At 70.0% G+C, this 14,748-nt stretch carries 11 protein-coding genes; 9 read left to right on the top strand and 2 right to left on the bottom strand.

The features are described from left to right. The first annotated feature begins 4 nt into the window (after positions 1-4). From LRX76_RS07340 to LRX76_RS07300, 9 genes are all read left to right on the top strand, one after another. Entirely contained in the window at positions 5-955 is a 951-nt protein-coding gene (locus LRX76_RS07340; protein WP_231803607.1) for an endonuclease/exonuclease/phosphatase family protein, read from the top strand. A gap of 59 nt (positions 956-1,014) precedes the next feature. Continuing rightward, positions 1,015-2,100, top strand: a complete 1,086-nt coding sequence (locus LRX76_RS07335) for a metal-dependent hydrolase (RefSeq protein WP_231803605.1) — start codon at positions 1,015-1,017, stop codon at positions 2,098-2,100. 314 nt (positions 2,101-2,414) lie between these two features. Continuing rightward, positions 2,415-3,149, top strand: coding sequence for a tonB-system energizer ExbB (exbB, locus tag LRX76_RS07330; RefSeq protein WP_331716761.1), 735 nt, complete (start codon positions 2,415-2,417; stop codon positions 3,147-3,149). Continuing rightward, positions 3,139-3,561, top strand: a complete 423-nt coding sequence (gene exbD, locus LRX76_RS07325; RefSeq protein WP_231803603.1) for a TonB system transport protein ExbD — start codon at positions 3,139-3,141, stop codon at positions 3,559-3,561. The genes exbB and exbD overlap by 11 nt, the downstream gene beginning before the upstream one ends. 7 nt (positions 3,562-3,568) lie before the next feature. Beyond that, positions 3,569-4,369: an energy transducer TonB gene (locus LRX76_RS07320; protein ID WP_231803601.1), complete on the top strand. Its 801-nt coding sequence runs from the start codon at positions 3,569-3,571 to the stop codon at positions 4,367-4,369. Continuing rightward, positions 4,369-4,941, top strand: a complete 573-nt coding sequence (locus tag LRX76_RS07315; protein ID WP_231803599.1) for an RNA polymerase sigma factor — start codon at positions 4,369-4,371, stop codon at positions 4,939-4,941. Before LRX76_RS07320 ends, LRX76_RS07315 begins: the two co-directional genes overlap by 1 nt. Before the next feature lie 96 nt (positions 4,942-5,037). Next, positions 5,038-6,039: a FecR family protein gene (locus LRX76_RS07310; protein WP_231803597.1), complete on the top strand. Its 1,002-nt coding sequence runs from the start codon at positions 5,038-5,040 to the stop codon at positions 6,037-6,039. A gap of 540 nt (positions 6,040-6,579) precedes the next feature. After that, positions 6,580-9,201: a TonB-dependent receptor gene (locus LRX76_RS07305; protein WP_231803595.1), complete on the top strand. Its 2,622-nt coding sequence runs from the start codon at positions 6,580-6,582 to the stop codon at positions 9,199-9,201. A gap of 85 nt (positions 9,202-9,286) precedes the next feature. Then, the gene (locus LRX76_RS07300) at positions 9,287-12,073 is read left to right on the top strand and encodes a pitrilysin family protein (protein ID WP_231803593.1); all 2,787 of its coding nucleotides are present in this window, start codon (positions 9,287-9,289) and stop codon (positions 12,071-12,073) included. Between the two features lie 233 nt (positions 12,074-12,306). Here LRX76_RS07300 and dusB read toward each other — a convergent pair whose 3' ends face one another. Next, positions 12,307-13,305 (bottom strand): tRNA dihydrouridine synthase DusB, encoded by a 999-nt coding sequence (gene dusB / locus LRX76_RS07295; RefSeq protein WP_231803591.1) that lies wholly within the window; start codon positions 13,303-13,305, stop codon positions 12,307-12,309. Positions 13,306-13,462: 157 nt separating this feature from the next. Continuing rightward, on the bottom strand, positions 13,463-14,425 hold the full coding sequence (locus LRX76_RS07290; RefSeq protein ID WP_231803589.1) for a ribokinase: 963 nt from the start codon (positions 14,423-14,425) through the stop codon (positions 13,463-13,465). Positions 14,426-14,748: the final 323 nt, after the last annotated feature.

The following is a 14,748-nucleotide window of genomic DNA, read 5'->3' as shown; positions in this document are numbered from 1 at the left end:
GCGCATGATCTCGCTGTCGCGTCGTATCTCCCCATGCCTGGGCGCCGCCGCGCTGTCGCTGCTGGTCCTGGTGCTGCCCTCCTGCTCGACCCCGCCGGCCAGGCCGGGCTCGCCCGCGGCGGCGGCGGTCCTGCGCGTCGCCACCTGGAACATGGAGCACCTGGCCGAGTCCGACGGCGTCGGCTGCCGGCCGCGCAGCGAGGCCGACTATGCGCGGATGCGCGACTACGTCTCCAGGGTGAACGCCGACGTGTTCGCCATCGAGGAGGTGGAATCGGCCGCCGCCGCCGCGCGCGTGTTCGCGCCGGACAGGTACCGGATCGTGTTCGAACAGCGCCCGGCCAGCGGCCGCGGCGGCGACTGCCGCGGCGAGCCGGGCCTGAAGATCCGCAACCAGGGCGTGGGCTTCGCCGTGCGCAAGGACCTGGACGTGCAACGCAATCCCGACCTCGCGGCACTGGCGCTGGGCGATCCCGACCTGCGCTGGGGCGTGGACATCACCGTCCGCGACCGTGCCGGCAATCCGCTGCGGCTGCTGGCGGTGCACCTCAAGAGCGGCTGCTTCGACAGCAACGATCCCACGCCGGTCTGCAGCACGGTGTTCAGGCAGGCCGACGTACTGCAGCACTGGGTATCGGCGCGCGAGGCCGACCCTTCCGTGCCCTACGTGATCCTCGGCGACTGGAACCGCCGCCTGGCCAAGCGGGACGACAAGCTGTGGTGGGAACTCAGGCACAGCACCCGGGCCGGCGTGCCGCTGAAGGACATCCCGGGCGCGCGCCGGCCGGCATGCTCGGACTTCGATGCCTACATCGACCACATCGTGCTGAGCGCGAAGGGCGCGCGGGGCTATCGCGACGGTTCGTTCGTCGAATACACCTACGAGAAGACCGGACAGCCGGCGCACCTGTCCGACCACTGCGCGATCTCGGTGGACCTGTCTCCGGCCGGGTGACCTGATGACCGCCGGTCGCCGCGGTAGGGCGCGGCGCCGGACCGGTTTACCATCGGCCGATGGATTCCCTCACCCAGATCGTCCTCGGCGGCGCCGTCGCCGCCGCCATCGCTCCCGCCGGCCACCGCCGCGCCGCGCTGCTGGCCGGCGCCGCGCTGGGGACGCTGCCCGACCTCGACGGGTTGCTGATGCTGCCGTTCACCCGCGATCCGGTGACGCTGATGACCGTGCATCGCAGCTTCAGCCACTCGCTGCTGGTGCTGCCGCTGCTGGGCTGGCTGGTCTGGTGGCTGTTCCTGCGCTACGGCCGCGGGCGCGTGGTGCAGTCGCCGCGGCGCTGGTTCTGGGCGATCGAGCTGGCGCTGGTCACCCATCCGCTGCTCGATGCGTTCACCGTCTACGGCACCCAGCTGTGGTGGCCGTTCCATCCGCATCCGGCGATGTGGTCGAGCATGTTCATCATCGATCCGGCCTACACGCTGTGGCTGCTGCTGGCCTGCGTGGTGGCCTGGTTCGCGCGGGCGCGGCCGCTGGCGCAGCGCGCGCTGGTGGCCGGGCTGGCGCTCGGCAGCGCCTACCTGGGCTGGTCGCTGCTGGCCAAGCAGCTGGTCGAGCGCGAGGCGGCGCGTTCGCTGGCGGCGATGGGGCTGGCCGACGCGCCGCGCTTCTCGGTGCCGATGCCGTTCAACACGCTGTTGTGGCGGGTGGTGGCGATGACGCCGGGCGGCTACGTGATCGGCGAGCGTTCGCTGGTGGCCGACCGCGGGCCGATGCGTTTCCACGGCCATGCCTCGAACGTGCAGGCGCTGGCGCAGGTGCGCGAGCTGCCGGCGGTGCGGCGGCTGGCGTGGTTCAACCGCGGCTTCATGCGCGCGCAGGTGGTGGACGGCGAGCTGGTGCTCAGCGACCTGCGCATGGGCCTGGAGCCGCAGTACAACTTCAACTTCGTCGTCGCCCGGCAGCGCGGCGCGGGCTGGGAGGAACTGCCGCCGCGGCAGGTCGAGGCGGCCTATCGCGCACCGGTCGCGCGCGGGCAGCTCGGCGACGCGCTGGCACGCATGTGGTGGCGGATCTGGCGGCAGCCGGCGGACGATGCCGCCATCATCGGCATGGATGCCTCCGGCGCGCAGCGGACCTCGCCGTAGTTCCCTGCACGGGGGGGCGACGACCGCTGGCGCGAGGGGAGCCGTCCAGCTTGGCGCCGCTGCGCGACCGGCGGCGGCGACGATCGTCGGCGGCCTTCCCGGACAGTGGGTTTCATCCGCAACGATTTCGCCGCGGGCGGAAGCTGCATTCCGATTGTCAATTCCCTGTCGCCCAGGCATTACTCCAGTTAGCGGCAATCGTGTCCGCATCCGTGGCCGTCCCGCCGGGCCGGTCATCGCCGACGTCAGCCAGGAGAGATGCTTTGAAGCGTGGTCTTTCAGTTTGCCTGTGGGTGGTCCTTGGATTTCTGGCAGTGCCGGCGACGGCGCAGGACATCGCCACGATGCCGCAGGACCTCACCGTCGGCGCGATGTTCCAGCGCGCCGACTGGGTGGTGAAGGGGGTGATGGCGATCCTGGTGCTGGCCTCGGTGACGACCCTGAGCATCTGGATCTACAAGACGTGGGAAATCCTGGCCCAGCGCCGTTCGATCGCCGCTGCGCTGGAGGCACTGGCCGCGGCGCCCGCGCTGGGGACCGCGGCCAGGCTGCCCGACCCGGCGGCCGCGGCGATGGTGGGCGTGGCGCTGCAGGAACTGGAGCGCTATCCGTCCGCGGCGTGGTACCCGCTCGCCGATGGCATCAAGGAACGCGCCGCGGCGCTGATCCAGCGGGTGGAGGCCGGGCAGCAGCGCAGGCTCTCGCGCGGCGTCAGCGTGCTGGGCAGCATCGGCGCCGCGGCCCCGTTCATCGGCCTGTTCGGCACCGTCTGGGGCATCATGAACAGCTTCATCGGCATCGCCCAGGCACAGACCACCAACCTGGCGGTGGTGGCGCCGGGCATCGCCGAGGCGCTGCTGGCCACCGCGTTCGGCCTGGTCGCGGCCATTCCCGCGGTGCTGGTCTACAACCTGGTGACGCGGGCGATCGCCGGCTACCGGGTGCGCATGAACGATGCCGCTGCGCAGGTGATGTGTCTGCTCAGCCGCGAGCTGGAGTCCGAGGCCGTGGTGCCGCCGCGCAAGGCGGGAGGGCTGCATGGCGTTTAAGCTCGAGTCCGGCGACGACGCCGAGGAAGGCCTGCACGAGATCAACGTTACCCCCTTCATCGACGTGATGCTGGTGCTGCTGATCATCTTCATGGTGGCCGCGCCGCTGGCCACGGTGAACGTGCCGCTGGACCTGCCCGTTTCCAGCGCGCAGGCGCAGCCCGAGCCGCGCGAGCCGGTGGTGGTCAGCCTGCAGGCTGACCTGCGGGTGTTCGTCGGCGAAGAGGAGGTGGATCGCGCGGCGCTGGCCGGCAGGCTGGACGGCCTGCTCGGCGGCGATCGCGAATCGCGGATCTTCCTGCGCGCCGACAAGACCGTGCCCTACGGCGACCTGGTCGGGCTGATGGACGAACTGCGCCAGGCCGGCTACCTGAAGGTGGCGCTGGTCGCCCTGAACCAGCAGGAGGCATAGCGCGGCCATGGCGGAACACACACCTCGCGTAGCGGGCACCGTGGAGCGCTCCCGGCGGGCCGAGTCGGTGCGCTGGGTCGGCAGCATCGCCGCCGCCGTGCTGCTGCACGCCGGGGCCGCGGCGGCGATGCTGGTGGACTTCGGGGCCAGGCCGGCCGAGTCCGCGGCCGCTCCGCCGCTGGCGGCGATGAGCGTGGAGCTGGCCGACCTGCCCTCGGCACCGGAGCCGCGCGCCAGCGAGACGCCGCCGGGGCCGGAGCAGGTCGAGCAGCGGGTCCAGCCCAAGCCGCAGCCGCGGCAACGCCAGTTCGATCCGCCGCCCGAGGCGAGGGCCGCACCGCCGCCGGATGCGCTGGCGGCCAGGCCGGAGGACGAGCCCGAGTCCGAACAGCAGGTCGCGGCCGATCGCACCAGCGCGGCGCCGTCCAGCATGGCGCAGACCCAGGACGCGCTGCAGGCGCCGGTCGAGGGTTCGCCCAGCGACCAGGGCGCGAGTGCGATCCAGACCTGGGAGAACACCCTGCTGACCCACCTGGAGCGGCACAAGCGCTACCCGGGCGGGGCGCAGATGCGCCGCCAGGAGGACGTGATCTACCTGCGCTTCACCATGGACCGCAGCGGCAAGGTGTTGCACTGGCACATCGCCCGCAGCCGCGGCTACGCCGCGCTCGACGAGGAGGTCAATGCGCTGATCCAGCGCGCCTCGCCGTTGCCGCCGCCGCCGGACGAGATGGGCGGCACCCTCATCGACATGGTGGTGCCGGTGGAGTTCTTCCTGCGCCGAAACCTGGCGCGGAGGGGACGCTGATGAAGTGGGGGCGCACGCAGGCCCCGCCGCCGGCACCGGCGGACGACGCGCTCGACCGGCGCCGCGCGGCCGGGCTGAGCAGCGAGGAACTGACCCGCATCTTCCTGGAGATCCGGCCGAACCTGGAGCGCGCCATCGAGCGCCGCATCCACGACCGCGACACCGCGCAGGACCTGGCGCAGGACATCTACCTGCGGCTGGACAGGATCTCCGACCTGCTGCCGGGCGAGGAGGACGCGCATCGCTACCTGATGCGCATGGCCGTGCACGCCGCGCTGTACCACCAGCGCACCGAGAGCCGGCACGTGCAGCTGCTGGCCGGGGCGCTGACCCTGTTCGAGGGCCACGTCGCCGATCCGGAGGAGCACGCCCACGCGCAGGACCGGCTGGACATCATCCACGACGCCCTGGCGGAACTGCCGGCCAAGTGCCGCGACGTGCTCTACCTGACCCGCATCGAGGGGCTGCCGCGCGAGGACGTGGCGCGCCGTCTCGGCGTGTCGCTGAGCCTGGTCAACAAGTACGTGCTGCTGGCGTTGAAGCACTGCGAAAAGAAGCTGGGCGAGAGATGAACGGATGCACGGCCGGCATTGTCATTCCGGGCATCGCCGGGCGTTAGGGACGATATGAACAACAGCGATGAAAAATGGATGGACAGCGAACCGGGCATGGATCCTGACAGCCCGAAGGACCAGGCATTGCTGTGGGTGTCCCGGCTCGCCACCGGCGAAGCCGATGCCGACATGCTCGCGCGGTTCGAGCGCTGGCGCGATTCCGACCCGCGCAACGAGAAGGCGCTGAACCAGGCGCGGCAGCTGTGGCTGCTGATCGGCGAACCGCTGGAGGCGCAGTACGCACCGACGATGGCCAGCCTGCCCGCGCGGCGCGGCGGCGACGGCGGCCTGCGCCGGCGCGGCCGCTGGCTGGCCATGGCCGCGGCACTGGTGATGGCCTGCGGCCTGTGGATGCAATGGCTGCTGGATTGGCGCCACGACCAGACCACCGCCACCGGCCAGCAGCGCATCGTCGCCCTGGCCGACGGCAGCACGATGTGGCTCAACACCGCCAGCGCCGCGGACGTCCAGGTGGACGCGCGGCAGCGCCACGTCCGGCTGGTGCGCGGCGAGGCCTACTTCGACGTGGCGCATGCGGCGGGGCTCCCGTTCACCGTCGATGCCGGCGCCGGGCAGATCCGGGTGCTGGGCACCGCGTTCGGCGTCCGCCGCGACGGCGGCGACGTCGTGGTCACGGTGCAGCGGGGCAGGGTGCAGGTCTCCGGCGGCGGCACGCCGGCGGTGGTCGTCACTCCCGACCAGGCGGTACGGGTGCACGAAGGCGACCGCGCCAAGCCGGTGCAGCAGGCCGATGCGGAACGGGCGCTGGCCTGGCACACCGGGCGGCTGATGTTCGAGAACCGGCCGGTGGCCGAAGTGCTCGGCGAGCTCAAGCGCTACGACCGCCGCATCGTCATCGTCAGCTACCCGGATTCCGAGCGGCTGCGGGTCAGCTCCATCGTCGACCTGGCGCGCATCGACGAGTGGTACGACACGCTGGGGCAATCGCTGCCGGTCCAGGTCAGGCGCATCGGCCCGTTCGTGTGGATCCGGCAATCGCCGGAGGTGCAGCGCACCGCAGCGCACCCGACTGACTCGGCTTCCTCCTCGGGCTGAGGCACAGGCGGCCGCCGCGCGTACGGGGGCGGCCCGTTGCGCAAGCAACGGATTCGGGAATGAGCAGCAGTTCCTCCTTCTTCCGCTTGCGGGGGAAGGTGCCCGAAGGGCGGATGGGGGCTGCCTGGAGCATGGGAAAGGCCACAGCGAAAGCCACCCATCCGGCGCTGTGCGCCACCTTCCCCCCAAAGGGGGCCGTGAGCCCCGCAAGCGGGAGAAGGGAACTGGCTATGCAGGGGCATCACCTATTCGCATCCACTCCATGCCGGGGGGCAGGGAACTCCCGCATTTCCTCACCGTTCGATATTCCGCAATTGAATGAACCGGGCTTTGTCAGATTCGGCTCCCCTGGGCATTACAGGAAGAAGACAGCATCGGGGGGGCGCTTGCCGGACCGCTGCGGTCTCGATTCGGGGACGGCCCGCCGGGCCAGGCGCCACTGACGAATACGACAACCAGGGGATACGGATGCGCTACACGAGATTGCATGCTTCGCTGGCTTCCATTCTGGGGGATGGATTGCGGCATTGCTCCAGGGCCATGGCGGCGGCCGTTGCCGCCGGCGCGTTGGCTGTTGCCGTCGTGCCGGCGGCGAGCGCACAACAGGGGCAACCGGGGCAGGGACAGGGGGAGACGCACGAGTTCGACATTCCCGCCGGTCCGCTGAGTTCGGCGCTGCTGCGCTTCGGCCAGCAGTCCGGGCTGCAGTTCAACGTCGACAGCAGGCTGACCGACGGCAAGAGCACCGGCGGCGTGCATGGCCGCCATTCGGCGCAGAGCGGACTGGCCGGGCTGCTGGCCGGCAGTGGCCTGACGTTCCGCTTCGCCGGCCCGCGCACGGTGGTGATCGAGGCGGCGCCGGACGTGGGCGATGCGCGCGTGCTGGGGCCGCTGCGCATCGAGGGGGCCGCCGGCGGCGCGGCGGTCAATGGCGTCAACGGCAGTTCCGACGTGACCGCCACCGAGGGCACGGGCAGCTACACCAGTGGCGCGCTGGGCGTCGCCAGCAAGATGCCGCTGTCGATCAAGGACACGCCGCAGTCGGTCAGCGTGGTCACGCGGCAACAGATCGAGGACCAGAACCTCACCGACTTCGCCGCGCTGATGAGTGCTTCCACGGGCATCAGCACTATCACCGGCAGCAGGGGCGCGCTCGAGTCCGAGTTCTACTCGCGCGGCTTCCGCATCCAGCGCCTGCAGCTCGACGGCGGCGCGCCGCTGGATATCCAGAACAGCAACTGGGGCTTGGTGCCGCAGTTCGATACCGCCCTGTACGACCACGTCGAGATCCTGCGCGGCGCCGATGGCCAGTACAACGCTTACGGCAACCCCGGCGGGGTGATCAACCTGACCCGCAAGCGTCCGCTGGACCACTACCAGGTGATCTTCGAGGCACAGGTCGGCAGCTGGAACAACTACCGCACGACGTTAGACGCCACCGGTCCCCTGGGTTTCGATGGCCGTCTGCGCGGACGTGGCGTGCTGGTCTGGCAGGACCAGGACTTCTTTTACGACGTTGCCTCAAGCGAGAAGGAGATCGCCTACGGGGTCCTCGAATACGACCTGACGCCATCGACCGTCGTTGGCGTCGGCGCCAGCCGCACCTGGCAGGACGCGGTACCGTTCACCAGTGGCCTGCCGCGCTACATCACCGGCGCCGCGCTGGACGTGTCCCGCAGCACCAGCCTGGCGTTTCCCTGGAACCGCTACGACTTCGATATTACCGAGGTCTTCGGCTGGGTGGAGCACAGCTTCAACGAGGCCTGGAGTGTGAAACTCAACGCCACCCGCACCGACCAGGAGCGGGATCTGACCGTGAGCACCGTCAGCGGCGCGGTCAACCCGGTGACACTGGCCGGACCGTACCTGTACCAGTCCAAGGAAGAACAGGCGAGCAAACAGACCACCGCGGACCTGACCTTGAACGGCAGCTTCGAACTGTTCGGGCACAGGCAGTTGCTGACGATCGGTGGCAACTACGCGCTCGCAGATGGCGGCGGGCACACCTACTACAGCTCGCCCTCGACCAGCTATCCCCCGGTCGACATCTTCGATTTCGACCCATCCGATCCGGCCTATGCCCTGGGCGATGCTGCGGTGCCCTACCAGACTTATCCCGAGTACCTGCGCCGCCAGACCAATGCCTACGCCAACCTGCGGTTGACGCTGTGGGAGCCGCTGCACGTGAACCTGGGCTTGCGCTACAGCACCTACAAGACCAAGAACCTGCGCCAGACATTGTGCAGCTATGACGCCTGCATCGCGGCTACCGGCGAAACCGTGGGCAAGGGCGAGTTGACCGGTTCCTATCCCGCCGGCTGGGATACCTATGACTTCAGTTGGCCGCCGACCGTATCGATCGTCTACGACTTCAATGATGCGTGGTCGGCATACGCCAGCTACAGCGACGTCTACCTCGAACAGTCCAACTACTTCGGCCGGGACGGCCGCATGGTCGACCCGATCACCGGCAGCAATTTCGAGGCAGGCGTCAAGTGGGCCGGGCGTGGCGGCCAGATCAACGCCAGCCTGGCGCTCTACCGCATCGAACAGAAAAACTGGGCCTACCTCGACGGCAGCTACTCGAACCCGGACGACTACTACCAGGTCGACAGCAACCACTACTGCTGCTACACCACAGATACCGACATACAACGCATCAGTCGCGGCATCGACGCCGAAGTGAGCGGAGAAATCCTGCCGGGCTGGCAGATCTCGGCCAGCTACACCCTCAACGAGAACGAGGAGAACGGCACCCTGTCCTATTCGCAGGGCTTGCCGCTGCAGAGCCGCCTGCCCAAGCACCTGTTCAAGTTGTGGAGTTCCTACCAGTTCCAGGGCGGCGCGTGGTTGAGCCGTTTGAGCCTGGGTGGCGGCGTCAACGCACAGAGCCGCGGCTACTACACCGGCACCGCGTGCCTGGCCTTCAACCAGATCAGCGGCGTGTGCAGCGGCGGCTACGCCGGCTACGAGTTCTCCCAGGGCAGCTATGCCGTGGTTTCGGCCCGCGCCGCCTGGCGTATCGACCATCGCTGGCAGGTCGCGCTGAACGTCAACAACCTGCTCGACCGCAGCTACTGGCAGACCGTCGCCAACACCTATTCCGGCAACTACTACGGCGAGCCACGCAGCTACACCCTGAGCCTGCGCGGACAGTTCTGATTCCCCGCCTGGCGGCTGCGCCCGGATCGCCATTGCCGGTCCGGGCCTGGCCGCCGCGGCATCCCTCCCCGTTACGGAGTAGACAATGCGACCTCGTTCCATCCTGCTCGCCCTCTGCCTGGCCTTGCCGGCAAGCCAAGGCGCGCTCGCTGCCGCGCAACCCGGCGCCGTCCTGCCGCCGGGCATCAGCGCCGGTCCCAGCGTGGAAGGCATCAGCGAGTACCGCCTGGACAACGGCCTGCGGGTGCTGCTGTTCCCCGACCAGGGCACGCCCACCACCACCGTCAACGTGACCTACTCGGTCGGCGCCGCGCACGAGAACTACGGCGAGACCGGCATGGCGCACCTGCTCGAGCACCTGCTGTTCAAGGGCACGCCGACGGTCCCGAACATCGCCGCGGAGTTCAAGAAGCGCGGCATCGTCTTCAACGGCACCACCGGCCAGGACCGCACCAACTACTACGGCTCGTTCCCGGCCAACGAGCAGACGCTGGACTGGCTGCTGCGCGCCGAGGCCGACCGCATGGTCAACTCCTTCGTCGCCAGGAAGGACCTGGACAGCGAGATGACCGTGGTCCGCAACGAGATGGAGATCGGCGAGAACAGCCCCGCCCGGGTGCTGAGCCAGCGCCTGCGCGCGCAGGCCTACCTGTGGCACGCCTACGGCGACAACGTGATCGGCAACCGCTCGGACGTGGAGAACGTGCCGATCGAGCGGCTGCAGGCGTTCTACCGCACCTGGTACCAGCCGGATACCGCGACCGTGATCGTGGCCGGCCGCTTCGACCCGCAGCGGGTGCTGCAGGTGGTCCACGACAGCTTCGGCGCGGTCCCGCGCCCGGCGCGGACGCTGCCGCCGCGCTACACCGTCGAGCCGGCCCAGGACGGCGAGCGCGAGATCAACATCCGCCGCGTCGGCGAGACGCCTCTGGTCGGGCTGGCCTACCACGCCCCGGCCTTCACCCATCCCGACTCGCCCGCCTTCGAGGTGCTCGACAGCATCATGGGCAGCGAGCCGAGCGGGCGCCTGTACAAGGCGCTGGTAGAGACCAAGCTGTCCCCCAGCATCGACAACGGCGCCGACGCCTTCCGCGACCCGGGGCTGGCGACGTTCTACGCATCGACACCGCCGGGCGGCGATCCTGCCCAGGTGGAAAAGGCGCTGCTGGAACTGGTCGAGGGCCTGGACCGGCATCCGTTCACCGACGAGGAGGTCGCCGATGCCAAGCGGCGCCTAGGCAACCGCTACCTGCGCGCCAACAACAACGTCAACGGCGTCGGCCACCTGCTGTCGGAGTACATCGCCGCCGGCGACTGGCGGCTGTGGTTCCTGCGCCGCGACCGCATGGAGCAGGTCAGCGCCGAGGACGTCAACCGCGTCGCGCGGACCTACCTGAAACCGAGCAACCGCACGCTGGCGCGCTTCATCCCGACGCCGAAGCCGGACAGCGTCGAGATCGCCCCGGCCCCCACCGTCGCCAGCCTGCTCGAAGGCTACAGCGGCCGTCCGCCGGAGGCATCCGGCGAGCGCTTCGACGCGAGCCTGGAGAGCATCAAGGCGCGCACCGAGTACCGGACGCTGGGCGACGGCCTCAAGGTCGCGCTGCTGCGCAAGCAGACCCGCGGCGAACTGGTGTCGATGGTGTTCATGTCGCACTTCGGCGACGACGCGTCCACCCAGGGACTGGACGATGCCGCCAGCTTCACCGGCATGATGCTGATGCGCGGCAGCAGGACCATGAGCCGCGAGCAGATCGCCAAGCGCTTCGACGAACTGGGCGCGCGGATATCGGTGACCGGCGGCGGCCGCTTCGCCTCGATCACGCTGACCGCCAAGCGCGAGAACTTCATCCCCGCGCTGCGCCTGGCCGCCGAGGTGCTGCGTACCCCCACGTTCCCCGAGGCCGAGTTCGAGCTGCTGCGTTCGCAGCGGATCGCCGGGCTGGAGAAGGAGGACCGCTCGCCCGGGCAGGTCGCCGACGAGGCCATGCGCAAGCACTTCGACCCGTGGCCGCCGGGGCATCCGGAGGCGTTCCGCAGCCGCGAGCAGATCCTGGCCGGGGTCAAGGCGGTGAAGCTGGAGGACGTGCGTGCGTTCCACCGCAGGTTCTACGGCACCGCCGACGCCGAGGCGGCGGTGGTCGGCGACTTCGACCCTGCGCAGATCGAGCGGGAGCTGCAGACGCTGTTCACCGGCTGGAAGTCGCCTTACCCGTTCAAGCGCACGTCGCGCCCGTTCTTCCAGCCCGACCAGGTCGTGCGGCAGACGTTCGAGACGCCGGACAAGGCCAACGCGGTGGTGGTCACCCGCGGCAACTTCCCGCTCAACGCATCCGATCCGGACCATCCGGCGCTGCTGGTCGCCAGCCGCATCTTCGGCAGCGGCGCGATGTCGTCGCGACTGGGCACCCGCGTCCGCGGCCAGGAAGGGCTGAGCTACTACGTCGGCAGCGGCGTCATCGTCGACAACCAGGACGACAACAGCGTCTTCTACATGCAGGCGACCTCGGCGCCGGAGAACATGCCGAAGGTGGAGACGGCGATGCGCGAGGAGCTGCAGCGCTTCGTCCGCGACGGCGTCACCGAGCAGGAACTGGAGGACACCAAGGCCAGCCTGCTGACCATGTACGAGGATTCGCGTTCCAGCGATCGCGGCCTGGCCGGCATGATGCGCATGGACCTGTACTTCGACCGCACCCTGCAGTGGTCGATCGACTTCGAGAACGCGATCCGCAACCTGACCCTGGAGCAGGTCAACGCCGCGATCCGGCGCCGCATCAAGCCCGACGCGGTGAGCACCTTCGTGGCCGGCGACTTCGCCGGCGTCGAGCGCAAGGCCGCGGCGGCGAAGTCGGTGGCCGCCGGTCGCTAGCGGATGGCTTCGCCTTCGCCGTCCGCCTACACGGCGGCGGCGAGGGCGACCGGGACAAGGTTTGTCCCGCATCCCGATGAAGCATCCTCGCCGCGATCCCGATATGGAATCTCGGCGAAGGACGACGTCCAAAGTGTAGGGCCGAGCTTGCTCGGCTGGGGCCGTACCGGGAACGCTTCAGCCGAGCAAGCTCGGCTCCTCGTGCAGGCTCGCGGCACCCGCCGCGGCCGACTTCAGGCCGCGTCGGCCAGCGAGGGCGGCACCCCGGCGATCAGCGCATCGAAGTAGTCGCCGGTCAGCGCGATCTGCGCCTCCGCCGTCTCGGCACGGTTGACCACGGCGCGGAACGCGGCACTCTCCGGGTGGTCCTTGGCGTACCAGCCCAGGTGCTTGCGGGCGATGCGCACGCCCTGCGGCTGCCCGTAGAAGGCGTGCAGCTCGTGCAGGTGGCCGAGCAGGGTGTCGCGCACGAATTCCAGCGACGGCGGCGGCAGCTCCTCGCCGGTGGCCAGGTAGTGCGCGATCCGGCCGAAGATCCACGGGTTGCCCTGCGCGGCGCGGCCGACCATCACCGCGTCGCAGCCGGTGTGGCGCAGCACCGCGGCGGCCTTGCGCGGCGAGTCGATGTCGCCGTTGGCGATCACCGGGATCGACAGCACCGCCTTGATCGCGGCGATGGTGTCGTACTCGGCCAGGCCGGTGTAGTGCTGGTCGCGGGTGCGCCCGTGCACCGCCAGCGCGGCGATGCCCGCCTGCTGGGCGATGCGGGCGATGGCCGGGCCGTTGCGGTGGTCGCAGTCCCAGCCGGTGCGGATCTTCAGCGTCACCGGCACCTCCACCGCGGCCACCACCGCCTCCAGGATCCGCGCCACCAGCGCCTCGTCGCGCATCAGCGCCGAGCCGGCCCAGGCATTGCACACCTTCTTGGCCGGGCAGCCCATGTTGATGTCGATGATCTGCGCGCCGTGGTCGACGTTGTAGCGTGCCGCCTCGGCCAGCTGGCGCGGCTCGGTACCGGCGATCTGCACGCTGATCGGCGCCGGCTCGCCGGCATGGTCCATGCGGTGCAGCGACTTGCGCGTGTTCCAGAAGCGCGGGTCGGAGATGGTCATCTCCGAGGCCGCCAGCCCCGCGCCCAGGCGCTTGCACAGCTGCCGGAACGGCTTGTCGGTGACCCCGGCCATCGGGGCCAGGAGCACGTTCGGGGCGATGTCGTAGGGGCCGATGAGCATGGGGGGGCGTGATTGGGGATTCGGGATTGGGGATTCGAAAAAGCGGTCAGGCGGTCTGCCGGCGTATCTTCTCGCGGAACGGGCTGCAGGCGGCATCCACGGGCTTGGGCGCCGAACCTGCTTCGAATCCCCAATCCCGAATCCCCAATCCCGGCCCTCACCCCACCCGCACTTCCACCTCGGCCAGCACCGGCATCGCCAGCGCCGCGCCTACGCGCTCGGTGGACAGCGCCGCGAACAGGTTGGCGAAGCGCACGTGGGTGGCGAACGGCAGGTCCGGCGCGCGCGCCATCGAGGCGACCAGGGCGCCGTTGAAGGCGTCGCCGGCACCGGTGGTGTCGATCGCCTGCACCGTCTCGGCGGCGATGCGGTAGTGCGGCTGGATGTCGCCGCGCTGCAGTTCCTCGGCGTGCGAGATGAAGGCGCCGACCGAGCCCAGCGTCACCACCACGGTGCCGCCCGGCAGCAGCTTGCGGCACAGCGCGTGCAGGCTGTTGCCGTCCAGCGCGGCGACGTTGTCCGGTTCCACCCGCTCGCCGACGTGGCGCGCCAGCAGCGCGGCGAACTCGGTCTCGTTGGGGGTGAGCACGTCGGCCAGCTTGAGCAGGCCGATGCTGGTGGGGGCGTTGGCCGGGGCGGCATTGAGCACGGTGGTCACGCCGGCCTGGCGCGCCAGCGCAAGCCCGGCCTCGACCGTGGCCGGCGGCGATTCCAGCTGCGCCAGCAGCACCCGCGCCGAGGCGATGCGTGCACGTTCGGCCTCGACGAAGGCCGGGCTGAGCGTGGCGTTGGCGCCGGCGCCGATGACGATGGTGTTGCGGCCGTGGGCATCGACGTAGATGCCGCCGGTGCCGGTGGGCTCGGTGCTGGCCTCGGCCACCAGCGTCAGCCCGTCCTGCGCGGCCAGCTCCAGCGCCATCGCGCCGCCGGCATCCTCGCCCAGCGCGCACAGGAACGTGGTCTGCGCACCGGCGCGCACCGCGGCGATGGCCTGGTTGAAGCCCTTGCCGCCGGGACCGGTGGCATAGCGGCCGGCGATGGTCGCTCCCGGCACCGGCAGCGCCTCGCAGCGCCACACGTGATCGACATTGAACGAACCGAGGACGACGACAGAACTCATAGGCTTCTACTTCTCTTGGTATTGCGGATGGCGGCCCGTCGGCGGCCTGGGAAAGCGGGCGCCGGAAGCTGTCCGGGGCCGCCGCGCGGTCGATGCCCGCGCCGCTTCTCGACCCGTAGAGTAGCTACCGGCAGGCCAATCGTCACGAACCGGGCCTCGCGCCGCGAACGCCGACCCGCCCGATCGTGGCGAAGCAAGCGCTCCGCCGCGGGCATCTCCATCGCCCACGTTGGCAGGAGCGTGGCCGGCGAAGGCCGCCCGGACTGCGAAGCCCGCCGATGCGGCCAGCGCTTGCGCCGCTTCCTGGCCTGCAGCGCGGCCGC

The sequence above is a fragment of the Stenotrophomonas sp. MMGLT7 genome, from assembly GCF_021168555.1.
Classification (GTDB): domain Bacteria; phylum Pseudomonadota; class Gammaproteobacteria; order Xanthomonadales; family Xanthomonadaceae; genus MMGLT7.
This window is presented reverse-complemented; position numbering and strand designations above follow the sequence as displayed.

Coding starts and splice junctions, on each gene's coding strand:
- LRX76_RS07340 (WP_231803607.1), top strand. CDS start 5: ATGATCTCGCTGTCGCGTCGTATCTCCCCATGCCTGGGCGCCGCCGCG.
- LRX76_RS07335 (WP_231803605.1), top strand. CDS start 1,015: ATGGATTCCCTCACCCAGATCGTCCTCGGCGGCGCCGTCGCCGCCGCC.
- exbD (WP_231803603.1), top strand. CDS start 3,139: ATGGCGTTTAAGCTCGAGTCCGGCGACGACGCCGAGGAAGGCCTGCAC.
- LRX76_RS07320 (WP_231803601.1), top strand. CDS start 3,569: ATGGCGGAACACACACCTCGCGTAGCGGGCACCGTGGAGCGCTCCCGG.
- LRX76_RS07315 (WP_231803599.1), top strand. CDS start 4,369: ATGAAGTGGGGGCGCACGCAGGCCCCGCCGCCGGCACCGGCGGACGAC.
- LRX76_RS07310 (WP_231803597.1), top strand. CDS start 5,038: ATGGATCCTGACAGCCCGAAGGACCAGGCATTGCTGTGGGTGTCCCGG.
- LRX76_RS07305 (WP_231803595.1), top strand. CDS start 6,580: ATGGCGGCGGCCGTTGCCGCCGGCGCGTTGGCTGTTGCCGTCGTGCCG.
- LRX76_RS07300 (WP_231803593.1), top strand. CDS start 9,287: ATGCGACCTCGTTCCATCCTGCTCGCCCTCTGCCTGGCCTTGCCGGCA.
- dusB (WP_231803591.1), bottom strand. CDS start 13,305: ATGCTCATCGGCCCCTACGACATCGCCCCGAACGTGCTCCTGGCCCCG.
- LRX76_RS07290 (WP_231803589.1), bottom strand. CDS start 14,425: ATGAGTTCTGTCGTCGTCCTCGGTTCGTTCAATGTCGATCACGTGTGG.